The sequence below is a fragment of the Rhodospirillales bacterium genome (genome assembly GCA_016872535.1).
GTDB lineage: Bacteria > Pseudomonadota > Alphaproteobacteria > Rhodospirillales > 2-12-FULL-67-15 > 2-12-FULL-67-15.
This window is the reverse complement of sequence record VGZQ01000014.1, coordinates 24,253-47,152: the sequence shown is the minus strand read 5'-3', so window position 1 is coordinate 47,152 and position 22,900 is coordinate 24,253. Positions and strand designations below refer to the sequence as shown.

The window sequence follows — 22,900 nt, the reverse complement described above, 5'->3', positions numbered from 1 at the left end:
GGACGGCGGTCGCGGCGGCCGGGGCCGCCGCCGGGGCGGCTGCGGCGGACGCCAGCGTGATCCCGCGATTGGCGGCGATTTCGGCCTTCAGCTGCTCGGGGCCGACCACTGCGAGCTTGAAACGGGTATCCGGCTTGCCGTCGTAGACGGGATAATCGTCGGGCAGGATTTTGTGGATGGCGCGGTGCGCCACGCCCTTGTGGCAGTCGATGCAGGTCGCGCCTTCCTTCCGGGCGTCGGCGTGCTGCTTGGCCGCGCGCGGTTTCTGATTAGCGGTGCTCATGCCTTCCCACGAATGGCAGTTGCGGCATTCGCGCGAATCGGTCGCCTTCATCGACTGCCAAACGTTCTTGGCCAGCGTCAGGCGTTTGGCTTCGAATTTTTCCGGAGTGTCGATGGAGCCGAGCGCCCAATGGTACAGCTCATTGGTCGCCTGAACCTTGCGTACGAACTTGTAAACCCAGGGATCGGGAACGTGGCAGTCCGAGCACGTCGCGCGCACGCCGGTGCGGTTTTCGTAGTGCCCGGTCAGGGAATATTCGGCGAACACCATGGTCCGCATTTCGTGGCACGACTTGCAGAACCCCAGGGTGTTGGTCGCTTCCATCGCGGTATTGAAGCCGCCCCAGAACACGATGCCGGCGCCGAACAGGATTCCGCCGGCGACCAGGCCGATCCCGAGGATTTTGAATTGCAGCAAGCGCCTGATCATGAGTCGTTCCTCCGGCGTGGTCGAATGGGGCGGCCGGGCGCGTCCCGGGCTTCGCGAGTCCGATATGGCTAGCAAGGCCTCCCGCCGGGCTCCTTGACAGGGATCAAACCGGCAAGATCCGGCCGAGGAAAATCGCCCAAAAAGCGGGATAGCGGCGCCGGGTCTTCCGGAACGCCGGTCGTCGGCCCGGTTTATCCGGCGATGCGGCGGAGCGTGGTGTTTCCGTCCATGGCCCAGGCTTCCGCCCCGGGATGCGCGCCGAGGATCGTCCGGCTCCGTTCCGGGGGCGAGGCGGCCAGCGCGGTCGACAGGGCATCCGCCGTGGTCGCGTCCGCCGCCCGTACCGCGACCAGGCGCCAGGAAGACGCCGGCGCGCCGGTCGCGGTGTCAAGCAGGTGATGCCAACGGCCGGACGGCTCGAACACGGTTCCCGCCGGCGCGGAAACGGCGAGCGCGCGATCTTCAAGCGGGATTCGGAACAGCGCGGAGCCGCCGCTCCGTTCCGCGATCCCGACGGCCCAAGGCGCGTTCCGCGGGCCCGCGCCCAGCGCGCGGGTCTCGCCGAGGTCGATCAGCACGCGCTCGAAACCGCGCGCGCGCAACAGATCGGCGACGCGGTCGGTGATGTAGCCCTGCGCGATGCCGTTGAGGGTGAGGCGCGTCCCGGGCGCGAGCGCGATCGCTTCGACCGAAAAGGCGACCCGCCGCCAACCGACCGCCGCCATGACGGCCGCCACGGCCTCCGGCGACGGGATCGCGCCCGAGGTCCGGGCGAAGTGCTCGGCGTAGAGTTCCCAGAGCGGTTGAACGGTGGGATCGAACGTGCCGTCGGTGCTGTGCGCGAAGCCGAGCGCCTCGGCCAGCAGCCGGCGCAGGTCGTGGCCGGGATGGTCGAGCCGGCCAAAACGATTCAAGCGGCTGAGCGCGGAGTCGGCGCGGTAGAGGCTGAACTCGGCTTCGAGCCGCGCGATCTCGGCGGCGCACGCATCGGCGGCGGCGCGCGCAACGGATTGGTCGGGGTGCAACAGAATAAGGCGCGCGTCCGCACCCATGGCTTGCCCCCGCCATTCCCAGCGCGCCGGCGCGGCCTTCGCCGGCCGTCCGGTCAGGAGCGTCGCGCCGGCCGCCGCGAGCACGGCGAGCGCGCGGCGGCGGGAGAAGCGGGCGGGAGCGGCGGCGGTTCGGGTCATGACGGGGCGGGATCCTGAGAGGCCGCGGCGCGCAATGCATCCTGGGCTTGACGTCGTTGGCGGCGATGGATCAACGGCGGGCACGTATGAGCGTCGTGATAAACCGACTGGCAGTTGAGGCAGTAGATGCACTCGTTGGGATTGATCGCGCCGTTCGGATGGATCGCCTGGACGGTGCAGCGCACGGCGCAGATATGGCACTCGCGTCCGCACTGATGGCGGCGCTTGAGCCATTCGAACATGCGCAGGCGCGCGGGGATCGCCAGCGCCGCGCCGAGCGGGCAGAGATAGCGGCAGAAGAACCGCTCGACGAACAAACCGGCCGCGAGCAGAAGCGCGACGTAAAGGAGGAACGGCCCGGCGCGGGCGAAGCGCAGCACGATCGTGGTTTTGAAGGGCTCGACCTCGGCGGCATACACGGCCATGGTCGTCGAGTGGAGCGAGAGCGCGAACAGGCCGAGGAAGATGATGTACTTGATCGGCCAGAGCCGTTCGTGGACCGCGAACGGGATCGCGAATTGCGGCACGCGCAAGCGACGGGCGATCTCGTTGAGGAGTTCCTGAAGCGCGCCGAACGGGCATAGCCAACCGCAAAAGACGCCCCGCCCCCAGAACAGCAGCGTGACCGCCACATAGCCCCAGAGGATGAAGATCAGCGGATCGATCAGGAAAAACTCCCAATGAAATCCGGTCAACAGGGCGTGCGCGAAAGTAAGGACATTGACGACGGAGAGCTGCGCGCCCGCGAACCAGCCGAGCCAGACGAACGTGACGGCAAGAAAGACGAAACGAACGAAACGATAGCGGGGCGTATGCGACGTGAGCCAATCCTGGAAAACGAGAATGGCGGACAGAATCCCGAGCATCACCGCCAGCCCGGCGATCGGCCCCGCCCGTTCCTTCCAGATCCGCTGCCAAAGCAATTCGTCGGGCGCGGCCGCCTCGTCCGCGTCGACGTCCGCGGGAACGCGGTAACGTTCGGGCAGGCGGTAGGGGAGTTCCAGGGTTGTCGGAGGCTTTCCTTCGCGCTCGACCAGGAACGACAGGCGCCACGGCAGAAGCGGATCGAATCCCGTGTCCGCCGGAACGATGAACATTCCGATCTCGCGCGGCGCCGGGCTGTCGGGCGGGCGCAGGCGTTCGACGTTGCGATGCCGTTCGCGCGTCAGGCGGATGGTGCGTTCGGCTTGCCGGATTTCGATGCGCTCGAACACGCCGCTGCGCACCCACTCGGTGCCCTTGAAGGAATAGAGGCCGTCGGCGGCGATCAGAACGACCTGGTCGTCGGCGCCCATTTCGGCGAGCAGGGCGTTGAAATCGACGGCACCGAGCAGGTTCTGGCCGACGCGCGCCGGGGTCAGCAATCCCGCATGGATAGTGACGAAGGTTTCCGACGGATCGCCGTCAAGCCCGGCGTCGGCGCGGGTAAAGCGGCGCGCGACCAGGGAACCGTCGGCCAGAAGATCGCGCCAGCCGGTCGGCTCGAAGGTTTCCCGATCGAGCCGGGCGGCCGCGCGCATGCCGAACAATCCGCGCGCGCGGGCGACGGCGCGCGCCGAGCGCACGACCGCGTCGCGGATCACCGCGCTCGAAATGGTAGCGCCGACGATCATGTCGGGGGTGTCCCGGGCGCCGGGACGGATCGCGCCGAGTTGGGTGGCGCGGATGTCGAGCCCCGCGAGGGCGGCGACGTAGCGGTTCAACTGCTCCTCCGGGATGCCGATCACGAGGATCGGTTCGCTGTGCCGGCGGAGAACGGCGCCGCGAATGAGGCCGTCGTTGCCGAGCCCGGCAAGGACGTCGAGCGGCTTGCCCGAGAATCCGACCGACCCGATCACGGCGCGGGTCGAAAAGACGTAGCCGATGGGCGCCTCGTTTTCGAACGCGATCGCCGCCGGTGGCGTTCCGGAAAACTCGCCGACACGGGTCGCGCCGGGAAAGACGATCCGCAGGACATCGGGCGCGACCGGGGCTTCGCGCGCGAAGCCGGCCGAGGAATACGCGCGCGGAAGTTCGGGCGTGACGGTCTGCGCCGCCGCCGATCCCCCCCACGAGCAGGCGGTGAAACCCATGACCATCAAGACGAGGCCCCGAAGAACCGCGCTGGGCCGCGGCCGGAAAAAATGACCGATGGGGGGTATTGCCGGATTTTCGTCCATCGCGGCCTTGTTCATCTCCCAAATCCCATTTCCGGGGTCCGGTAAATCCTATCACGGACCGGCGGTTTCCGGCCCCGACCCTAAGGGGCGCGCAAGCCTAATCCCAAAGGGAAACAGGGGATTGATTTCGGTCAAGGCGGGAGACAGGGGGGTGAAATTAACCTGACCGAACAACACGCTTTACCTCCGGAGGATTAGATGCATCGAATTTTAGGCGCCCTGATTTTACCCGCCGCGCTCGTGTTCACGCAGGCTTCTCTTGAGGCGCAGCAGTCGCCCAAGGCCCAGCCCAAGGCTTCCGATCTGCAAAAGCACAAAACCACTCCGGGCGACCGCTATCAGCCGCGCATGGACGTGCTCAAGGATGCGCCGCAGCCCGGCGCCCGGCCCGACGAGCCGCAGCTCACCAAGGCCGAGTTCGAGCGCGCCAAGCTGCTCTACTTCGAACGGTGCGCCGGTTGCCACGGCGTGTTGCGCAAGGGCGCGACCGGCAAGCCGCTCACGCCCGACGTCACCAAGCAAAACGGCTTCGATTACCTGAAGGCGTTCATCACCTACGGCTCGCCCGCCGGCATGCCTAACTGGGGCGAATCGGGCGCGATGTCGGAACAAGACATCGAGATCATGGCCAAGTACCTGCTGCTCGATCCGCCGCAACCGCCCGAATTCGGCATGGCGGAGATGAAGGCGACCTGGAAGGTGCACGTGCCGGTCGACAAGCGTCCGACCAAGAAGATGAACAATATCGATATCGACAATCTGTTCTCGGTCACGCTGCGCGACACCGGCGAGATCGCCTTGATCGACGGCGGAACCAAGAAAATCGTCGAAATCATCAAGACCGGATATGCGGTTCACATTTCGCGCGTTTCCGCGTCGGGGCGCTATCTTTACGTCATCGGCCGCGACGCCAAGATCGATTTGATCGACCTGTGGATGGAGAAACCGGCGTCGATCGCCGAAATCAAGGTCGGCGCCGAGGCGCGCTCGGTCGAAACCTCCAAGTTCAAGGGATTCGAGGACAAGTTCGCCGTCGCCGGCTCGTACTGGCCGCCGCAATTCGCGATCATGAAGGGCGACACGCTCGAGCCGCTCACCATCGTCTCGACCCGCGGCATGACGGTGGATACCCAGGAATACCACCCCGAACCGCGCGTCGCCGCCATCGTCGCGTCCCACAAGCACCCGGAATTCGTGGTCAACGTCAAGGAGACCGGCAAGATCCTGCTCGTCAACTACTCCGACCTCAAGAATCTGTCGGTCGCGACCATCGGCGCGGAGCGATTCCTGCACGACGGCGGGTTCGAATCGACCGGGCGCTATTTCATGGTCGCGGCGAACGCCCGCAACAAGATCGCGGTGGTCGACACCCAGGATCGCAAGCTGATGGGGTTGGTCGAAGTTGGCGCGACGCCGCACCCGGGGCGCGGGGCCAACTTCGTCCATCCCAAGTTCGGTCCGGTCTGGGCCACCAGCCATCTCGGCGATGAATCCATCGCGATCATCGGCACCGATCCGGAAAAGAACAAGCAGCACGCCTGGAAAGTCGTGCAGGCCCTCAAGGGCCAGGGCGGCGGGTCGCTGTTCATCAAGACTCACCCCAAGTCCAATCATCTCTACGTCGATACCCCGTTGCATCCCGAAGCGAGCCTCGCGTCGTCGGTGGCGGTGTTCGACATCAAGAACCTGGACGCGCCGTACAAGACGCTTCCGATCGGCGAGTGGTCGGGAATCAAGGAAGGCGTGCGCCGCATCGTTCAGGGCGAATACAACAAAAACGGCGACGAGATCTGGTTCTCCGTGTGGAACGCGAAAGAACAGGAATCGGCGATCGTCGTCGTCGACGACAAGACGCTCAAGCCGAAGACGGTCATCCGCGACAAGCGGCTGATCACACCGACCGGCAAGTTCAACGTCCACAACACCCGCAAGGACGTGTACTGAGCGTCTTCGGGGAAACCGGCGGGGCAACCCCCTCCGTCCCGCCGGTTTCTTTCCGACTTCGATCGACGGAGGGCAGGAGACGAACGTGAAAAAACCGAGCGGCGATGCGGTGGTGTATCTGGTGGGCGCGGGGCCGGGCGATCCGGAACTGCTGACCTGCAAGGCGCGCCGCCTGATCAACGAGGCCGACATCGTCGTCTATGACCGGCTGGTGTCCGAGGAGATCATGGCCTTGGTCCCGCCGGGAGCCGCGCGCTTCGACGTCGGCAAGCGCCCGGGCCATCATCCGGTGCCGCAGGAAGACATCAACGCGCTGCTGGTGGCCCTGGCCAAGGACGGCCGCCGCATCGTCCGTCTCAAGGGTGGCGATCCGCTGCTGTTCGGGCGCGGCTCCGAGGAAGTCGCGGCGCTGACCGGCGCCGGCATTCTATGTGAGGTGGTGCCGGGCGTGACTTCGGCCTCGGCGTGCGCCGCTTCGGTTGGCGTGCCGCTCACCCATCGCGGGCTGGCGACGGGCGTGCGTTTCGTTACCGGTCATTGCCGCGAGGACGCGGATTTGAACTTCGATTGGCGGGGACTCGCCGATGCCGACACGACGCTGGTCGTCTACATGGGATTCGCCAATATCGAGCGGATCGCGTGGAGCGTCATCGCGCACGGGCTCGATCCCGCCACGCCGGCGGTCGCCGTTTGCAACGGCACCACGCCGCGCCAGCGCCATGTCCGCGCCACGCTTGGGACCATCGCCGCCCGCGCGGCGGAAGCGGGATTCGATGGTCCGGTTCTTTTCATCGTCGGCCGCACCGCGGGGATGGCTCGGCCGGGCGAGGAAACGGAGGAGGGGAATGTTGAGGCTGGAGCCAACAAGGTTCGACGAGGCGCGTTCGCGGCGGCGGAATAACGGCGCGATCGCGCTCGCCGCGACGCTGATCGCGGCGGCCGTCGTTCCGGTCGTCGCCGCCGACGGCCGCTTGTCGCCCGCGCGCGAGCGCGAGCTGACCTATCTCGTGCGCCAGGACTGCGGGTCGTGCCACGGCATGACCATGAAGGGCGGGCTCGGCGCGCCGCTGCTGCCCGAGACACTCGCCGACAAGCATGAAGACGTTCTCGCGGCGGTCATTCTCGACGGCATGCCGGGCACGCCCATGCCCCCGTGGCGGCCGATGCTGACCGAAGCGGAAGCCGTTTGGATCGCGCGCGCGTTGAAGGAGGGATTGCCATGACATCGTGGATTCGCGCCCTTGCCGTGGTCGTCGGGCTCGCGCCCATGACCGCTATCGCCGACGGCGTGCGCGGCACCAATGATCTCGGCATCGTGGTCGAGCGCGCGAGCGGCTCGATACAGATCGTCGAAACGACCGGGCGCACCAGTCTCGGCCGCGTGAGCGGGCTCGGCGATCTCAGCCACGCCACCGCGGTTTTTTCCCGCGACGGGCGCTATGCCTACGTGTTCGGTCGCGACGGCGGCCTGAGCAAGGTCGATTTGCTGCTGGCGCGGATCGAAAAGCGCATCGTCCAGGCGGGCAACAGCATCGGCGGCGCCATTTCCCAGGACGGCACCCTGATCGCGGTCGCCAATTACGAACCGGGCGGCGTGCGCGTGTTCGATTCGGCGACGCTCGCGCCTGTCGCCGACATTCCGGCGACCTGGGGCGACGGCGGCGCGCGCTCCAAGGTGGTGGGCTTGGCCGATTTGCCCGGGCAGCGGTTCGCGTTCACGCTCTATGACGGGGGCGAAATCTGGATCGCCGATCTCGCCGATCCCCAAAAGCCGACCCTGGTCAAGCATCGCGACATCGGCAGGCTTCCCTACGACGGGCTGGTGACGCCCAATGGGCGTCATTACCTCGCCGGCTTGTTCGGCGAGGACGGCGTCGCGCTGCTCGATCTGTGGAAGCCCGAACAAGGCGTGCGCCGGATTCTCGGCGACTACGGCAAGGGCGCGGAGAAATTGCCGGTTTACAAGATGCCGCACCTGCGCGGTTGGGCGAAGGCGGGCGATTATGTGTTCCTTCCCGCCATCGGCCGCCACGAAGTGCTGGTGGTGGACGCGCGGAACTGGGTCGAGGTCGCGCGCATTCCCGTCCACGGCCAGCCGGTGTTCGTCATGGCCCGGCCCGACGGCCGCCAGGTGTGGGTCAACTTCGCCCATCCCTTGAACGACGCGGTGCAGGTGATCGACACCGTCGCGCTCAAGATCGTGCACGCGTTCAAGCCGGGCAAGGCGGTGTTGCACATGGAATTCACGCCGCGCGGCGAGCAGGTCTGGATCTCGGTGCGCGACGAAGACCGCGTCGACGTATTCGATACCCGCGATTTTCGCCGGATCGCGTCGCTCCCGGCGGAAAAGCCGTCCGGCATCCTGTTCGCCGCGCGCGCCAACCGGATCGGATTGTAGCCATGAACCTGGACCCGGCCGACCTCAAGCTGCTCGATGGCTACCAGCGCGATTTTCCGCTGGTGTCGCGACCGTTTTCGGCGATCGCCGCGGCGACCGGCCTCGGCGAGGCCGAGGTGATCGCCGCCTACGCCCGCCTCAAGGAAGAAGGCGCCCTCAGCCGGATCGGCGCGGTGGTGACCCCCAACGCGGCCGGGGCCAGCACGCTCGCCGCCTTGGCGGTGCCGCCGGAGCGCCTCGTCGAAGTCGCGGCGCTCGTCAGCGCGCAGCCCGAGGTCAACCACAACTACGAGCGCGAGCACGCCTACAATCTCTGGTTCGTCGTCACCGCCGCCGATGCCGGCGCGGTCGCCGAGGTACTGCGCCGCATCGAAAACCTGACCGGGCTCGCGGCCCTCGATCTGCCGCTGGTCCGCTCCTACCACATCGATTTGGGATTTCCGCTCGCATGATCGATTCGCTCGATAGCCGCCTGCTGGCCGAGATCGCCGACGGCCTGCCGCTGGTGCCGGAACCGTACGCGGCGATCGGATCGCGCCTCGGGATCGGCGAAGGCGAGGTGATCGCCCGCCTCGAAGCCCTGGTGGCGCGCCGCGTCATCCGCCGCTTCGGGGCGGTGGTGCGCCACCACGAACTCGGCTTCACCGCCAACGCCATGTGCGTGTGGGACGTGCCGGACGCGGACGCCGACGCCATCGGCAAGGCAGCCGCGACATATTCGTTCGTTACCCTTTGCTACCGCCGCCCGCGCCGGTTGCCGGAATGGCCCTATAATCTTTTCTGCATGATCCACGGCCGCGACCGGGACGCGGTTCTGGAGCAGATCGCGATCCTCAACCGCGCTACCGCCCTCGGGTGCCATCCGCACGCGGTCCTGTTCAGCCGACGGCGCTTCAAGCAGCGGGGCGCGCGTTACGCGCACGCGACTCGCATGGAGGCGGCGGAATGAGCGGAACCGGAACCTTCGTCGGCGACGAGACCGATCGCCGGATCGTCAACGCGCTCCAGGGCGATTTTCCGGTGTGCGAGCGCCCCTTCGCCCGGGCGGCGGAAAGCCTCGATCTCGGCGAGGACGAATTGATCGCGCGCATCGAAGCCATGTGCGCCGACGGGCGTCTCAGCCGCTTCGGTCCCTTGTTCGACGCGGAAAAGCTGGGCGGCGCCGCGACGCTGGCGGCGCTCGCGGTGCCTGCGGAACGATTCGACGAGGTGACGGCGCTGGTCAACGCGCATCCCGAGGTTGCCCACAACTATGCCCGCGATCATGCGCTCAACATGTGGTTCGTGGTGTCCGCCGAGCGCCCCGAACGGATCGCCGAAGTGATCGCCGAGATCGAACGCGAAACCGGGCTCGACGTGGTCAACATGCCGAAGGAGCGCGAATATTTCGTCGGACTGAGGTTGAGCCTATGAATGTTATCGCTCCGGCCCCGGATCGAGCCCCGACGCCCACCGCGCTCGATGCGACCAACCGGCGCCTGATCCGCGCGACGCAGGCCGGGTTGCCGCTCTGCCGCGATCCCTACCGCGCGCTTGCCGGCCAACTCGGCCTCGCGGCCGAGGACGTGATGGCCCGCCTCGCGGGCATGCTGGCACGCGGCGTCATCCGGCGGATCGGCGCGGTGCCCAACCATTACAGGCTCGGCGTCACGGCCAACGGCATGTCGGTCTGGGACGTGGACGACGCCGAAATCGAACGGCTCGGGCCCGAAGTCGGCGCGCTCCCGTTCGTCACCCATTGCTACCGCCGCCCGCGCCACCGGCCGCTTTGGCCCTACAATCTGTTCGCCATGGTGCACGGCCGGAATCGCGACGAGGTGGCGGAAAAAATCGCTACCATCGCCGGTGTCCTGGGCCCCGCCACGCGCGCCCACGACGTGCTCTACAGCACGCGCATCCTGAAGAAGACCGGGCTCCGGCTCGCCGATTGAAGGACCGCCCTTATGTTCCGCATCAGCCAGTTCATGCAGGAGATCAAGACGCCGACCCCGGTCGGCCCGCGGCGCGCGCCGCTCGGCCCGGTGGTGATCTGGAACCTGATCCGGCGCTGCAACCTGAACTGCAAGCACTGCTATTCGCTCTCCGCCGACGTCGATTTCAAGGGCGAGCTTTCGACCGACGAAGTGTTCGCGGTGATGGAGGATTTGCGCCGCTTCGGCGTGCCGGCCCTGATACTTTCCGGCGGCGAGCCCCTGATGCGTCCGGATATTTTCGCCATCACGCGCCGGGCGAAGGAAATGGGTTTCTACGTCGCGCTGTCCTCCAACGGTACCCTGATCGGCCCCGACAACATCGACGCCATCGCCGAGGCCGGCTACGGCTACGTCGGCATCAGCCTGGATGGTATCGGCGCGACCCACGACGGCTTTCGCCGCAAGGAAGGCGCCTACCGGGCGTCCCTCGCGGCGCTGCGCCTTTGCCGCGATCGCGGCATCAAGGTCGGCGTCCGCTTCACGCCGACCCTCGACAACGCCCACGAGCTGCCGGCATTGCTCGACCTGATCGAGCGGGAAGGGATCGAAAGATTTTATCTCTCGCATCTCAACTACGCCGGCCGCGGCGACAGGAATCGCGGGTCGGACGCGCACCACCGCACCACCCGCTGGGCGATGGACCTGCTGTTCGACGCCTGCTGGAATGCCGTGTCGCGCGGCTGCCCCAACGATTTCGTCACCGGCAATAACGACGCCGACGGCGTCTATTTGCTGCATTGGGTACGGCGGCGCTTCCCCGACCGGGCCGAGCATATCCGCGCCAAGCTCGAGCAATGGGGCGGCAACGCTTCCGGCGTCAACGTCGCCAACATCGACAATCTCGGCGACGTCCACCCCGACACGTTCTGGAGCCACCACACCCTCGGCAATGTGCGTGCGCGGCCGTTCTCGGAAATCTGGATGGACGTGTCGGATCCGATCATGGCGGGGCTCAAGCGCCGCCCGCGCGCGATCACCGGCCGCTGCGCCGGGTGCGGGCACTTCGCCATTTGCGGCGGCAACACCCGCGTGCGCGCGCTCAAGCTGACCGGCGATCCGTGGGCGGCGGATCCCGGTTGCTATCTCACCGACGCCGAAATCGGAGCGAACGATGCCGTGGCCGCGGAATAGCCTGATCCAGGGGATCGCGTTGTTGGCCTCGTTCGCCGCGTCCGCCGCGTTCGCGGCCCCGGACGCGCCGGCGCTTTATCGCGAACATTGCGCCGCTTGCCACGGCGCCGACCGCTTCGGCGAAAGCGGCCCGGCGCTGCTGCCGGAAAACCTCGGTCGGCTCAAGCCCGAGGCGGCGGCCAAGGTCATCGCCGACGGCCGGCCGGCAAGCCAGATGCAGGGCTTCGCCGACCGCCTGAGCGGAGACGAAATAACGGCGCTGGCCAAATGGATTTACACGCCGATCCCGATCCCCGAGTGGGGCGAGCGGCAAATCGCCGCCAGCCGGGTGGTGCACGCCAAGCCGGCCGAATTGCCGGCCAAGCCCGTGCACAAGGCCGATCCCCTCAACCTGTTCACGGTGGTCGAGATCGGCGATCATCACGTCACCGTCCTCGACGGCGACCGCTTCGAGCCGCTCTGGCGCTTTGCGTCGCGGATCGCGCTTCACGGCGGCGCTAAGTATTCGCCCGACGGCCGCTTCGTCTATCTCGGCTCGCGCGACGGCTGGGTCGGCAAATACGATCTCTACGGCTTGAAGCCGGTGCTGGAGGCGCGGGTCGCGGTCAACACCCGCAACATCGCGGTCTCCTCCGACGGGCGTTGGGTTGCGGCCGGCAACGGGTTGCCGCCGACGCTCGCCATCCTCGACGCCGACGATTTTTCCGTGCGCGAGGTGATCGCGGTCAAGGACGACGGGGGCACCACCTCGCGGGTCAGCGCGGTCTACGACGCCGAGCCGCGCAAAAGCTTCATCCTCGCCCTTCGCGACATTCCCGAGATCTGGGAGGTGTCCTACCGGGACAAATCCCGCTCGGATTCTTTCCCGGTACGCCGCATCCGGCTCGAGGAATCGATCGACGATTTCTTTTTCGACCAAGCCTACAGGCACCTGATCGGCGCCTCGCGCGACGGCGCGCGAGGCCAAGTGGTCGATCTCGACGCCGGGCGCAAGATCGCCGACGTGGCGCTACCGGGCATGCCGCACCTCGGTTCCGGCATCACGTTCGAGCACGAGGGCCGGCAGGTGCTGGCGACACCGCATATCCGCGAAGGCGCGGTCAGCATCGTCGACATGAAGGATTGGCGGACGATCAAGCGGATCGCCACCGCCGGACCGGGGTTCTTCATGCGCAGCCACGAGAACACGCCCTACGCCTGGACCGATTCCTTCCTCAGCCCGGCGAAAAAAGACACGCTCCAGGTGATCGACAAGCGCACCCTCGAAATCGTGCGCACCCTCACGCCGGCGCCGGGCAAGACGGCGGCGCACGTGGAATTCACCCGCGACGGCCGCTATGCCCTGGTCAGCGTGTGGGAAGACGACGGCGCGCTGGTGGTCTACGACGCGGCGACGTTCGCCGAGGTCAAGCGGCTCGCCATGCGCAAGCCGTCCGGCAAATACAACGTCCACAACAAGATCACCCGCTCCGCCGGCACCAGCCATTGACTAGGGCCGGTTCGGGAGAGACGACTCACGCCGGGCGGATCAGGAACAAGAGCTGATCGAATTCGACCAGGGCGCCGTCCTCGGCGGCGATTTGCTCGACCACGCCGTCGGTTTGGGCCTCGATGGTGGTGTAGAGCTTCATCACCTCGATCAAGCCCAAGGGGGCTCCGCGCGCGACCTTTTGCCCGACCTCGACGAAGGCGGGATCGCGCGGCGATGGCCGGCGATAGAAGGTTCCGACCATGGGCGAACGGATTTCGATCTGTCCCGCGGCTGCGGCGACGGGCATACCCGCGCTTTTGGTGGGAGGCGCCTTGGCGGGAGCGGTTTTGGCCGGAGAGGACGCCGACGGCGCGCGCGCGGGCGCCGCGACGGTTTCGCCCGTTCCGGTGGTCGCAATCGCTCGCCCGTCGGCGCCGCGGCGCACCACCAGACGGGTATCGCCCAATTCCAAAACGACTTCGTCGCATTGCGACGCGTCGATGATTTTGAGGATTTCGGCGACTTCCTTGTAGCTCAGCGGCACGCGTCGTTCCCCCCTTGCGTCGCGGGCGGCTTGGTTCGGCCGTCGCATCGATCGCACCGGAAGCGTATTCTTGACAGTCCGGTCGGCGGGCCAAACTATGCGGGCTCCGCGACGCGAAATCAATTGTCTCCGTTCGCGTATGCGCGAGGGGATTATGGCGGCAAAGGGCAAATCTATGGCGCAAGGGTTCCGGCGGGTGCTGATCGCCAACCGGGGCGAGATTGCGTTGCGCGCCGTTCGCGCCGCGCGTGCGCTCGGCCTCGAAACGGTGGCGGTCTATTCCGACGCCGACGCGGCGAGCCCGCACGTGTGGGCCGCCAACCACGCCTACCGCATCGGGCCGGGCCCGAGTTCCAAGAGCTATCTCAACGTGCCGGGGCTTCTCCATCTCGCCAAGGCGGCCGGCTGCGACGCGGTCTATCCGGGTTACGGCTTCCTTTCCGAGCGGGCCGAATTCGCCGCCGCTTGCGCCGAGGAAAAACTCGTTTTCGTCGGGCCCACGCCCGAGGTGATCCGCATCATGGGCGACAAGGCAGAAGCCAAGGCGACCGCAGTTCGCCTGGGCGTGCCGGTGGTGCCGGGCTCCGAGGGTGCCTTTACCGACGCCAAGGCGGCCGAAGCGGAAGCGAAAAAGATCGGTTTTCCCCTCCTGCTCAAGGCGCGCGCTGGCGGCGGCGGGCGCGGCATGCGGGCGGCCCAAACGCCCGACGGCTTCGTCGCGCTGTTCGACCAAGCGGCGCGCGAGGCCGAAGCCGCGTTCGGCGACGGCGCCGTCTACCTCGAACGTTTCTTCCCGGCCGTGCGCCACATCGAGGTACAAGTGTTTGGCGACGCCCATGGCACCGTGCGCGCCTTGGGCGAGCGCGACTGCACCATCCAGCGTCGCCACCAGAAGCTGGTGGAGGAAGGCCCTTCGCCCGCGCTGTCGGCCGCGACCCGCGCGCGTATTCTCGCGGCCGCCGAAAAACTGGCCAAGGGGGTCGGCTATCTCGGCGCGGGCACGGTCGAATTCATCTACGACAGCGCCTCTGGCGAGTTCTTCTTCATCGAGATGAACACCCGCATCCAGGTCGAGCATCCGGTGACGGAAATGCTGATCGGCCACGATCTGGTGCAGGAGCAATTCCGGGTTGCGCGCGGGGAAAAACTCGCGGCGGCCCTACCGCCCGAAGGGGCGCGCGGCCACGCCATCGAATTCCGCATCAACGCCGAGGATTGGCGCAACAATTTCCGACCCATGCCGGGCACGCTCAAGCGCTGGCGCCCGCCGGTCGGCCCCGGCATCCGCATCGACAGCTTCGCCCACGATGGCGCGGTCGTGCCGCCGTTCTACGATTCCATGCTCGGCAAGCTGATCGTACACGGCGAATCGCGCGACGCCGCGCTGGCCAAGGCGCGGGACGCCATGGCGCGCTTCGAGGTCGAGGGCCTCGCCACCACCCTCGATTTCCACCGCCGGCTGCTCGACGATGGCGATTTTAAATCGGGCGCCGTGCACACGCGCTGGGTCGAAACCGCGTTCCTGCAACGCGCGCTTAACGGGGGAGAATAAAACGATGGGACGGAAAATCCGCCTGATCGACGTGACGCTGCGCGACGCCCACCAGTGCCTGTGGGCGACCCGCATGACCACGGCCATGATGAAGGAAATAGCGCCCCGGCTCGACGAGGCCGGTTTCGAGGCGATCGACTTGGTCGGCGGCGCGGTGTTCGACGTCTGCGTGCGCTACCTGCGTGAGGACCCGTGGGAGCGGATGCGGATCCTGTCCGGTTGGGTGAAAAAGACGCCGTTGATCGTTCACACCCGCGGCCAAAGCCTTTTCACGTTCGAATTCTTCGCCGACGACGTGGTCGCGCTGTCGGCCGAACGGTTCGCCGCCAACGGCATGCGCTACCACACGCCCTACGACGCGCTCAACGACATGCGCAACCTGGAAATCCCGATTCGCGAGGCCAAGCGCCATGGCCTGCACGTGGTGCCGGGTATCGTCTACACCCACAGCCCGGTCCACACCGACGCCTATTACGTCGCCAAGGCCAAGCAACTGGTCAAAATCGGCGTCGACGGTATCTTCCTCAAGGACCCGAGCGGCCTGTTGCTGCCGGAGCGCGTCGCTACTCTGATACCCGCGCTCAAGGCGGCGATCGGCGATCTGCCGCTGCAGCTGCACATGCATTGCCTCTCCGGTCTTGCGCCCTACACCGCCGTGCAGGCGGTCAATCGCGGCGTCGACGTTGTCCATACCGCGACCTCGACGCTGGCCAACGGCGCGTCCCATTCGCCGACCGAACTGTTCGCCGCCAACTGCCACCAGCGCGGCCACGAGGTCGCCATCGATCTCGCGCCGGTGCGCGAGGTGGCCGAGCGCCTCGCCTACATCGCCGCCCGGGAAGGCAAGCCGGTCGGCCAGGTGGCGGAATACGACGAATTCCATTACCACCACCAGATTCCGGGCGGCATGATCTCGAACCTCAAGCATCAGTTGGAAACCGTCGGGCTCGCCCATCGCCTCGAGGAGGTGATGGAGGAAGCGGGCCACGTCCGCGCCGATCTCGGCTATCCGATCGTGGTCAGCCCGTTCGCGCAATACATCGTCACCCAATCGGTGCTCAACGTGATCGGCCGCGACAAGGGCAAGGGCCGCTACGACACGGTGCCGGACGAAGTGCGGCTCTACGTGCGCGGCGGCTACGGTGAAATCGCGGGGCCGATCGACCCCACCCTCTATGACAAGATCGCACGCGGGGCGGAGCCGATCCGCGAACGGCCCGGCGCGCGGGTTCCGCCCGCGCTCGAGCGCATCCGCAGGACGCGCGGCCCCTTCGCGTCGGACGACGATCTGCTGCTGGCCGCCTATTACGACACAACCCAATACGACGCGCTCAAGGCGGCGGGCCCGATCAAGACGGATTATCCGCTGATGGAAACGCCGCTCCTGACCCTGGTGCGGGAACTGGCGGCGCGGCCCTCGATCAAGGGCTTCCACCTGGTCAGGAGCGCCGCCGCCGAATAAGGCCGCTTACACCAAGGTACGGCCGCCGTCGACGCAGATGGTCTGGCCGGTGATGAATCGGCCCGCCTCGGACAGCAGCAGCACGGCGGTGCCGATCAGGTCCTCGGGGACGGCGAAGCGGCCCATGGGAATGACCGACAGCGCGGCGGCGCGGAACGCCGGATCCTTGAGGTAAGGCGCGATCATCTGGGTTTCGACCATCGCCGGACCGATGCCGTTGACTGTGATTCCGTCCGGCGCCCATTCGCGCGCCAGCACCTTGATCAGGTGGGCAAGCGATGCCTTGGCGCTGGCGTAGGCCGCGTACTTGGTGTTGGCGACGAAACTGGAAACCGAGGCGAGGTGGACGATGCGCCCGCCCCGCTTCATCGCCTTGCGCGCCGCGCGCGAGAACAGCAGCGAGCCGGTCACGTTGACGTCGAGCGAATCGCGAAACGCGGCCTCCGGCAACTCGAGCGCGGGCGCGAGGGCGAACACGCCCGCGGCGTTTAACGCGCCGTCGACGCCGCCGAACGCCTCGCTCGCCTTGCCGACGAGCGCCTCGTTGGCGGCTTCGTCGCGGATGTCGAAGGTGATGAAATGCGCGGGCGGGGTGGATTTGTCCTTGGGCCAATTGGCGGCCAGGCGGTCGAGCGCCGCCTTGTCGATGTCGCCCAATACCAGGCGCGCGCCGCGTTCGGCGAACGCCCGCGACAGCACCGAGCCGAGGCCGCCGGCCGCGCCGGCGACGACGATCGACTTGCCTTCGAGATCGAACAGGGAATCGGTCATGGCGCGCCATCCTGCCGGATAAGCCCGGCGAACACGAGAGCCATCTTACCAATAGACGCGAATATGGTAGGCGGCGACCGCGACGGCGAGCGCGAGCACGATGAAGGGAAGATAAGGAAGAAGGTGGAGACCGCGTTTCATCATGTCGGCCATCGTCAAATTCGGAACGGGAGTGGTTGGAAGAAATCGTAGATGTAGAGAATGCCGGCCGCCCCGGTAATTCCGCCCAGCATCAATTTCAAGAAATGCTGCGGCACGAAACGCTGGGTCTTGGCCGCGAGCCAGGCGCCGAACACCCCGCCAGCCGAGGCGAACAACCCCCAGGCGAATTCGGCGTAGATGGTCTGCCCCGAAAATATCGGAACGATGACGGTGTAGGTGAAGATGGCGACGGCCGAAAGAATGATCACGTAGGGGATCGACGCCGCCACCAGCACGTACATGGGCAGGCCGTAGACGGCGGCGAAGATCGGCACCAGCAGAAACCCGCCGCCGACGCCGAGGGCGGAGGCGCAAATGGCGACGCCGAAGCCGATCAGGAACAGGGTCGGCTGGTGCATGCGCCAGGCTTCGCCCCAGAAGCCGATGGTGAGATGAAAGCCATCCTTGGCGACGGTTTCGATCGGGATGCCGGCGGGGATGGCATAGGGTGCGCCCGCGCCTTGCGCGCGGCTCGCCTTGGCTTCGGCCGCGAACTTGCCCTCGATGCCCCGGGTGCGGTTGGCGCGCCGGAACGCCGACCAGCACAAATGAACCCCGGCGATGGCGAGCGCCAGTCCGACCGCCACCTTGAACGGCCCCGGATCGGCGAGCACGGTCAGCCGGATGAACGGGCCGATCAAGGCGCCCGCCGCGCCGCCCGCGCATACCCAGAGCGCGAAATCCCAGTTGTATTGCTTGTTGCGGACGAATCCGAACAAGGCGCCGATCGGGTTGATGAAGGTGAGCAACTGGGTGGTCGGCGTGACCGAAGCGGCGGTGAACTGCAACACCGACATCTGGTAGGGCAGCGCGAAAATCCCGGCGGCCTCGCCCACGACCGCCATGGTGTAGCCGGTCCAGAATCCCATCCACACCAGGTGCCAGATCGGTACCCGGGTTCCGGCCAGCGGAAACGCCACCTCGCCGCCGGGAAGAAAGCCGTGCTGCGCGTAGGCCGCGGCGAAGCCGAGCCCCATCAGCACGGCGAACATCGGGAGTTGTTCGACAAGCAGCTCCCGACGGATTGAAGTTTCGCGTTTCACCGAATCAATCCCCCTTCCGGCAGCCGGCGGATACAGGCCATGCCGTCGGTTCGAATATACCCGCGACCGAACCCGGCCTAAAGCGCGGAACGGCCGGTGTATTGGCGCTTAACGCAGAAATACTCTTTCCATTTCCGCCAGGCGCGCATGCCCGCGATCATTTCTTCGTGCGGATGGCCGATCATGAAATGCTTGGGCACGTCCTTGGGGCCCCAAAGACCCTTCTTGCGCCGTTCCTCGCGCTGGTCGATCAGCCAATCGTTATAACTCTCGAAGACGATATGGCCTTCGGGCGCGGTCAGCATCGCAGCGCGGAACCGCCCGTCGACTTCGCGGTAAAACGCGACCTGTTCGTCCGTCAACGGCATCGGTTCGACGTCGGACTTGTATCCGGCTTCCGCGAGTTCCTTGCCCGCGACCCAGGCGAAGATGCGCTGATCGCGGATGCTGAGAAGATTCTTGTAGATACCGATGTATTTATCGCTGGCGGCGTGGCCCAGGGGTTTATGGTCCTTAGTTTTGCCGCGGGCCTTGGCGATTCCGCCCTTGTAGAATTCGAGCATCGAATCGTTGTATTTCTCGCCGAGAAAATCGCAAAGCTTCTTGAGGACCGGTTTCGGATTGCGGACCAGATCTTCGTACTTCACATCGGTCCATTGCGAAGATTTCAGTTTCTTGCGCCATGGCTTAGCCGCGTTCTGGCACAGCGCCCAACTTTCCGCAGCGGCGAAGATGTTGGTCGGCCCAAACGACGATTCGATGTAATCGGCGCTCGCGTCGCGACCGTCGCGGGTAACCATCACGAACTGAGCATTAGGGAAATCCTCCAGGATTTCCTTGATGAAAAATACATTATGCGGGGTTTTTTCGCCCCAGCGCGGTTTGTTCATGCTCCGCGCGTAGCGTTCGTGCATGGCGCAGAAAATTCCCGCGTAACTCCGTTCCTTAAGATCCGCGAGAATTTCATCGACGATGGTGCGTGGGTTGACCTTCATGTCCCAGAACGGGGTCTTGAGACCGAAAATCATCTCATCGGCGAGGGTGCGGAAGTTGACGTCCTTGGAGAGGTCGCCGTAGCTAAAGAGGTAAGGCCGGATGCGCGTGTACCACCACACCACCTCGGGCGTGGCGATGCGCGGGTGAGCGCCGAGCATGGCCATCACCAGCGTGGTCCCGGACCGTTCGGCGCCGACGATGAAGATCGGTTTTTCCTTGAGAACTATTGGCATCGTGTTTCCTCTTTTCCCTGGTGGGTTGATGTCGCCGGTTCGGCGGAGCTGGTGTTAATCGCCGCCCGCGCGCGCCACGCAGACGGGCGAAATCGGACTAACTATTTGAAATGTAAAAATTAAGCCAAGATACACCCGAGTGGTGGTTGCCTTCAGGATCATATAGCTTAATGTCTTCATAATGAGTTAGAATAATACGGTTTCACGCCAAGGTCAAATCATGCCCCTACTCGTCCAGCCGGCTGTGAAGGGCTCCGACCATCCGTTGTTTTATCAGGCGCGCGAAAGTATCCGCCGCGCGATCATCGCTGGTCGCCTGAAGTCCGGCGATCAACTTCCAAGCGAAAAGAACCTTGCGCTCGCCCTGGGCGTGAGCCTGATCACAGTGCGACGGGCCTTGGACGACCTCCAACTTGAAGGCCTTGTGGTCAAGGAGCACGGTCGAGGCAGCTTCGTGCGCGCGCTGCCGATCGAGCAGAAGCTGGACCATCTCGCCGGGTTCGCCGAGGAGATGGAAAAGCTCCACCATCAATCCTCGGCGAAGGTTCTCGACATCGGCCAAGTACCGGCGAGCGCGGATGCGGCCAATCATCTCGCGATCCCGCCTGGAAAACCGGTGCAGAAGATCGAACGAATCCGCTACGCCGATCAGGAAGCCATCTTGTTCAACATTATGTTTCTGCCGATCGAAATCGGCGTCAAGATCGCGTCCGAGGATCTGACGCAGCACGGCATCTTCCCGCTGCTCGAGGGCAAGTACGGAATCTCCCTGCTCGAAGCGGATTATCAATTTGAGGCGTCCGTTCCGCCGCAACGCGTGCAAAAGGCATTGGGGGTCAAGGCGCACGACCCGGTGTTTCTCGTCCACCGCACGGTCTATACCGAGGAGCGGCGGCCGGTCAGCTATACGCTGCTGTATTACCGGGGCGATAAATTTCGTTACGCGGTGCACGTGCAAAAGGCACGCGCGGCCGGTGCCACCGTGCGCCTGAAGAGTCAGTTCAGCATGGTGTCGTAACTGTTGTTCGGAATCCGAAGAGGGTGCAAGACGTAAAACAAACGCTTTGTCGGCGACGTAACGATCAGCGACTGCGGCCACGTCAATGGACCGCGGAAAATAACAAACTTCGCGTGCAAAGGGAGCTTCGAGAAAAACAATGGGGAGATTAATGTCATGCAATCGACGGGGCAATCGAGGGTAACCGTTTCCGGCAATACGATACTCGGCGCCATTTACAACCGGCTTGTAACCAACATCGCATCAGCCGAACGCGATCCCAAAAAGTCACTGATCGGATTCGCACTATCCTGGGCGGCGTTTTTCTTCATTCTGTACGTCATGCCTACACCCGAGGGACTTTCGCCCGCTGGCAAGGCGACGCTCGCGGTCGTGACCTGGGCGTGCATCACCTGGGTTTCGGAGTGCGTGCCGGTCGGCATCTCGGGGCTGATGATCCCGATGCTGCTGGTTCAGACCAAGGCCGTGCCCGGATTAGGCGCCGCCGTCAGCGGCATCAACTCCAATCCGGCGCTTCTGACCCTGGTCGCCTTCATCGTCGCGGCGATCATCATGGTTTCGGGGCTCGACAAGCGAATCGCGCTCGGAATCCTGCATCGCGCCCGGATCAAGACGGTGAACGGCGTGATCTGGGGGATGTTCGCGGTCAATTTGATCCTGGCCATGATCATCCCCGGCGCCAATCCGCGCGGCGCGATCCTGCTGCCGATCATGAACGGAATCACCGCGCTGCTCGGCGATACGCCGGAAGAACAACAAGCCAAAAAAGCCATCGTCATCCAGTCGATGGTGTACGCCTCGATGATCTCCGGCATGTGCCTGATGACCGCGCATCTGCCCAATCTGATTCTGGTCGGGTTGTTCGAGAAGGAACTGAAAATCACGATCACGTATTTCGACTGGTTCCTGATGCAATGGCCGTATCTCGGCATGTTCGTGGTGACCCAATGGTGGGTTCAATATCACTTCAAGACCCGTCATTTCGCGATCCGCGGCGGCGCCGAGATGATCAAGAAGTCTCATGACGAATTGCCAAGGACGAGCACGACCGAATACACGATCCTGGCGATCTTCGTCGTGACGGCGATCCTGTGGATGACCGAAAAATGGCACAAGATCCCGACCCTGATGATCGCGATTATGAGCCTTTCGGTGATGTTCGTTCCGGGGTTCATGCACTTCCGCTGGAAGGTGCTCGAGGAACGCACGATCTGGGGCACGTTCATCCTGTTGGGTGGAGCGCTTTCGCTGTCCTCGGCGATGTCGAGCTCGGGTCTCGGCAAATGGCTGGCGGCGGCGATCGAACCGGTCGCCGTCGGCAAGCCGTGGTGGGCGGTCCTGCTGATCCTGATGGTCGGCACGCACATCATCCGGCTCGGGATGCTGTCGAACGTCGCGGCGGTGTCGCTGTTCGCGCCGATCCTGCTCGCGCTCGCGCCCAAGGTCGGGCTGCACCCCGTCGCGTTCACCATGCTGGTCGCCGATACCGATACGTTCGCCTACATATTGCCGACCCAGATCACGGTCGCGGTCATCGCCTATTCGACCGGGACCTTCTCCTCGACCGACTACGCCAAGGTCGGCTGGATGGCGGTGGTGCTGGCGATCGCCTACGGAATTCTCGTCATGGCGCCTTGGTACGCGTTTCTCGGCATCCCGGTGTGGGACCCGAGCGCGCCCTGGCCATTTGCCAAGTAAGCGGTGACCACCGCCGCCGACCGTAGGATGGGCTGAATCGGATGAGGAGGAGCACGAAATGGATATCCTGTTGATCGTGCTCCTCTTCGCCGTTCTCTATTTGATCGTCTATTACCGGATCACGATCGGCTATTGGCGCGCCAAGGCCACCGGCCAGGAAGAAAGCGGATTCCTCGCCGCCATCAGCTTCCCGGTCCGCGAGGGATTGCCGCGCGAGGCCGTCAAATACTACTGGCGATACTGGGTGGCTGTCGCCGCGCTGCTCGTCATTCTTGGCATGGGTACGGCTTATCGGCTGCCGGCGCTGCGGGAGGCGTTGCGCGGATTAGGCTGATACCGGGATCAAATGGCCAAGCCGCACGGCCGGAACCGATAAAATACATGGACATCATCAAGAATCCTGA

At 65.2% G+C, this 22,900-nt stretch carries 22 protein-coding genes; 15 read left to right on the top strand and 7 right to left on the bottom strand.

Annotated elements, in window-relative coordinates; all coding sequences use genetic code 11:
- The 3 genes from FJ311_04500 to FJ311_04490 all read right to left on the bottom strand — a co-directional run.
- Nucleotides 1-712: hypothetical protein (locus FJ311_04500; GenBank protein ID MBM3950697.1), on the bottom strand; the 712-nt coding region annotated here is incomplete at its 3' end.
- Between the two features lie 191 nt (nt 713-903).
- On the bottom strand, nt 904-1,902 hold the full coding sequence (locus tag FJ311_04495) for an FAD:protein FMN transferase (GenBank protein ID MBM3950696.1): 999 nt from the start codon (nt 1,900-1,902) through the stop codon (nt 904-906).
- Nucleotides 1,899-4,076, bottom strand: a complete 2,178-nt coding sequence (locus tag FJ311_04490) for a 4Fe-4S binding protein (protein MBM3950695.1) — start codon at nt 4,074-4,076, stop codon at nt 1,899-1,901. The genes FJ311_04495 and FJ311_04490 overlap by 4 nt, the downstream gene beginning before the upstream one ends.
- A 183-nt stretch (nt 4,077-4,259) precedes the next feature.
- Between FJ311_04490 and FJ311_04485 the strand changes: the two genes are divergently transcribed.
- From FJ311_04485 to FJ311_04440, 10 genes are all read left to right on the top strand, one after another.
- A complete protein-coding gene (locus FJ311_04485; protein ID MBM3950694.1) occupies nt 4,260-6,005 on the top strand; it encodes a nitrite reductase in 1,746 nt (581 codons plus the stop codon).
- A gap of 109 nt (nt 6,006-6,114) precedes the next feature.
- The gene (gene cobA / locus FJ311_04480) at nt 6,115-6,906 is read left to right on the top strand and encodes a uroporphyrinogen-III C-methyltransferase (GenBank protein MBM3950693.1); all 792 of its coding nucleotides are present in this window, start codon (nt 6,115-6,117) and stop codon (nt 6,904-6,906) included.
- Nucleotides 6,851-7,228, top strand: coding sequence for a cytochrome c (locus FJ311_04475; GenBank protein ID MBM3950692.1), 378 nt, complete (start codon nt 6,851-6,853; stop codon nt 7,226-7,228). The genes cobA and FJ311_04475 overlap by 56 nt, the downstream gene beginning before the upstream one ends.
- Nucleotides 7,225-8,403, top strand: a complete 1,179-nt coding sequence (locus tag FJ311_04470) for a protein nirF (protein MBM3950691.1) — start codon at nt 7,225-7,227, stop codon at nt 8,401-8,403. Before FJ311_04475 ends, FJ311_04470 begins: the two co-directional genes overlap by 4 nt.
- 2 nt (nt 8,404-8,405) lie before the next feature.
- Nucleotides 8,406-8,855 (top strand): Lrp/AsnC family transcriptional regulator, encoded by a 450-nt coding sequence (locus FJ311_04465; protein ID MBM3950690.1) that lies wholly within the window; start codon nt 8,406-8,408, stop codon nt 8,853-8,855.
- Entirely contained in the window at nt 8,852-9,352 is a 501-nt protein-coding gene (locus FJ311_04460; GenBank protein ID MBM3950689.1) for an Lrp/AsnC family transcriptional regulator, read from the top strand. Before FJ311_04465 ends, FJ311_04460 begins: the two co-directional genes overlap by 4 nt.
- Nucleotides 9,349-9,816 (top strand): Lrp/AsnC family transcriptional regulator, encoded by a 468-nt coding sequence (locus FJ311_04455; protein ID MBM3950688.1) that lies wholly within the window; start codon nt 9,349-9,351, stop codon nt 9,814-9,816. The genes FJ311_04460 and FJ311_04455 overlap by 4 nt, the downstream gene beginning before the upstream one ends.
- Complete coding sequence (locus FJ311_04450) at nt 9,813-10,334, top strand: Lrp/AsnC family transcriptional regulator (protein MBM3950687.1); 522 nt, start codon at nt 9,813-9,815, stop codon at nt 10,332-10,334. Before FJ311_04455 ends, FJ311_04450 begins: the two co-directional genes overlap by 4 nt.
- A gap of 12 nt (nt 10,335-10,346) precedes the next feature.
- Nucleotides 10,347-11,507, top strand: a complete 1,161-nt coding sequence (gene nirJ / locus FJ311_04445; GenBank protein ID MBM3950686.1) for a heme d1 biosynthesis radical SAM protein NirJ — start codon at nt 10,347-10,349, stop codon at nt 11,505-11,507.
- Nucleotides 11,488-12,996: a cytochrome C oxidase Cbb3 gene (locus FJ311_04440; protein ID MBM3950685.1), complete on the top strand. Its 1,509-nt coding sequence runs from the start codon at nt 11,488-11,490 to the stop codon at nt 12,994-12,996. Before nirJ ends, FJ311_04440 begins: the two co-directional genes overlap by 20 nt.
- Before the next feature lie 25 nt (nt 12,997-13,021).
- Here FJ311_04440 and accB read toward each other — a convergent pair whose 3' ends face one another.
- Nucleotides 13,022-13,570: an acetyl-CoA carboxylase biotin carboxyl carrier protein gene (accB, locus tag FJ311_04435; GenBank protein MBM3950684.1), complete on the bottom strand. Its 549-nt coding sequence runs from the start codon at nt 13,568-13,570 to the stop codon at nt 13,022-13,024.
- A gap of 127 nt (nt 13,571-13,697) precedes the next feature.
- On the opposite strand from accB, the gene FJ311_04430 reads away from it, so the two are divergent.
- Nucleotides 13,698-15,074: an acetyl-CoA carboxylase biotin carboxylase subunit gene (locus FJ311_04430; GenBank protein MBM3950683.1), complete on the top strand. Its 1,377-nt coding sequence runs from the start codon at nt 13,698-13,700 to the stop codon at nt 15,072-15,074.
- A gap of 4 nt (nt 15,075-15,078) precedes the next feature.
- Nucleotides 15,079-16,536, top strand: coding sequence for a pyruvate carboxylase subunit B (locus FJ311_04425; protein ID MBM3950682.1), 1,458 nt, complete (start codon nt 15,079-15,081; stop codon nt 16,534-16,536).
- 6 nt (nt 16,537-16,542) lie between these two features.
- Here the strand turns inward: FJ311_04425 and FJ311_04420 are convergent, their stop codons facing one another.
- From FJ311_04420 to FJ311_04410, 3 genes are all read right to left on the bottom strand, one after another.
- Nucleotides 16,543-17,307 carry an SDR family oxidoreductase gene (locus FJ311_04420; GenBank protein ID MBM3950681.1) on the bottom strand — a complete coding sequence of 255 codons (765 nt, stop codon included), beginning with the start codon at nt 17,305-17,307 and terminating at the stop codon, nt 16,543-16,545.
- A gap of 155 nt (nt 17,308-17,462) precedes the next feature.
- Nucleotides 17,463-18,551: a sulfite exporter TauE/SafE family protein gene (locus tag FJ311_04415; GenBank protein ID MBM3950680.1), complete on the bottom strand. Its 1,089-nt coding sequence runs from the start codon at nt 18,549-18,551 to the stop codon at nt 17,463-17,465.
- A gap of 77 nt (nt 18,552-18,628) precedes the next feature.
- Complete coding sequence (locus FJ311_04410; protein ID MBM3950679.1) at nt 18,629-19,780, bottom strand: sulfotransferase; 1,152 nt, start codon at nt 19,778-19,780, stop codon at nt 18,629-18,631.
- A gap of 220 nt (nt 19,781-20,000) precedes the next feature.
- Between FJ311_04410 and FJ311_04405 the strand changes: the two genes are divergently transcribed.
- From FJ311_04405 to FJ311_04395, 3 genes are all read left to right on the top strand, one after another.
- A complete protein-coding gene (locus tag FJ311_04405) occupies nt 20,001-20,798 on the top strand; it encodes a GntR family transcriptional regulator (GenBank protein ID MBM3950678.1) in 798 nt (265 codons plus the stop codon).
- Between the two features lie 156 nt (nt 20,799-20,954).
- Entirely contained in the window at nt 20,955-22,496 is a 1,542-nt protein-coding gene (locus FJ311_04400) for a sodium:cation symporter (GenBank protein MBM3950677.1), read from the top strand.
- Nucleotides 22,497-22,554: 58 nt separating this feature from the next.
- Nucleotides 22,555-22,830: a hypothetical protein gene (locus FJ311_04395; GenBank protein MBM3950676.1), complete on the top strand. Its 276-nt coding sequence runs from the start codon at nt 22,555-22,557 to the stop codon at nt 22,828-22,830.
- Nucleotides 22,831-22,900: the final 70 nt, after the last annotated feature.

Bases quoted from the DNA above. Each gene is read 5' to 3' on its own strand.
- FJ311_04490 (MBM3950695.1), bottom strand. From the start codon at position 4,076: ATGAACAAGGCCGCGATGGACGAAAATCCGGCAATACCCCCCATCGGT.
- FJ311_04400 (MBM3950677.1), top strand. From the start codon at position 20,955: ATGCAATCGACGGGGCAATCGAGGGTAACCGTTTCCGGCAATACGATA.
- FJ311_04440 (MBM3950685.1), top strand. From the start codon at position 11,488: ATGCCGTGGCCGCGGAATAGCCTGATCCAGGGGATCGCGTTGTTGGCC.
- FJ311_04455 (MBM3950688.1), top strand. From the start codon at position 9,349: ATGAGCGGAACCGGAACCTTCGTCGGCGACGAGACCGATCGCCGGATC.
- FJ311_04405 (MBM3950678.1), top strand. From the start codon at position 20,001: ATGCCCCTACTCGTCCAGCCGGCTGTGAAGGGCTCCGACCATCCGTTG.
- FJ311_04430 (MBM3950683.1), top strand. From the start codon at position 13,698: ATGGCGCAAGGGTTCCGGCGGGTGCTGATCGCCAACCGGGGCGAGATT.
- FJ311_04465 (MBM3950690.1), top strand. From the start codon at position 8,406: ATGAACCTGGACCCGGCCGACCTCAAGCTGCTCGATGGCTACCAGCGC.
- FJ311_04450 (MBM3950687.1), top strand. From the start codon at position 9,813: ATGAATGTTATCGCTCCGGCCCCGGATCGAGCCCCGACGCCCACCGCG.
- FJ311_04425 (MBM3950682.1), top strand. From the start codon at position 15,079: ATGGGACGGAAAATCCGCCTGATCGACGTGACGCTGCGCGACGCCCAC.
- FJ311_04410 (MBM3950679.1), bottom strand. From the start codon at position 19,780: ATGCCAATAGTTCTCAAGGAAAAACCGATCTTCATCGTCGGCGCCGAA.
- FJ311_04395 (MBM3950676.1), top strand. From the start codon at position 22,555: ATGGATATCCTGTTGATCGTGCTCCTCTTCGCCGTTCTCTATTTGATC.
- FJ311_04460 (MBM3950689.1), top strand. From the start codon at position 8,852: ATGATCGATTCGCTCGATAGCCGCCTGCTGGCCGAGATCGCCGACGGC.
- FJ311_04420 (MBM3950681.1), bottom strand. From the start codon at position 17,307: ATGACCGATTCCCTGTTCGATCTCGAAGGCAAGTCGATCGTCGTCGCC.
- FJ311_04485 (MBM3950694.1), top strand. From the start codon at position 4,260: ATGCATCGAATTTTAGGCGCCCTGATTTTACCCGCCGCGCTCGTGTTC.
- nirJ (MBM3950686.1), top strand. From the start codon at position 10,347: ATGTTCCGCATCAGCCAGTTCATGCAGGAGATCAAGACGCCGACCCCG.
- accB (MBM3950684.1), bottom strand. From the start codon at position 13,570: ATGCGACGGCCGAACCAAGCCGCCCGCGACGCAAGGGGGGAACGACGC.
- FJ311_04475 (MBM3950692.1), top strand. From the start codon at position 6,851: ATGTTGAGGCTGGAGCCAACAAGGTTCGACGAGGCGCGTTCGCGGCGG.
- FJ311_04470 (MBM3950691.1), top strand. From the start codon at position 7,225: ATGACATCGTGGATTCGCGCCCTTGCCGTGGTCGTCGGGCTCGCGCCC.
- FJ311_04495 (MBM3950696.1), bottom strand. From the start codon at position 1,902: ATGACCCGAACCGCCGCCGCTCCCGCCCGCTTCTCCCGCCGCCGCGCG.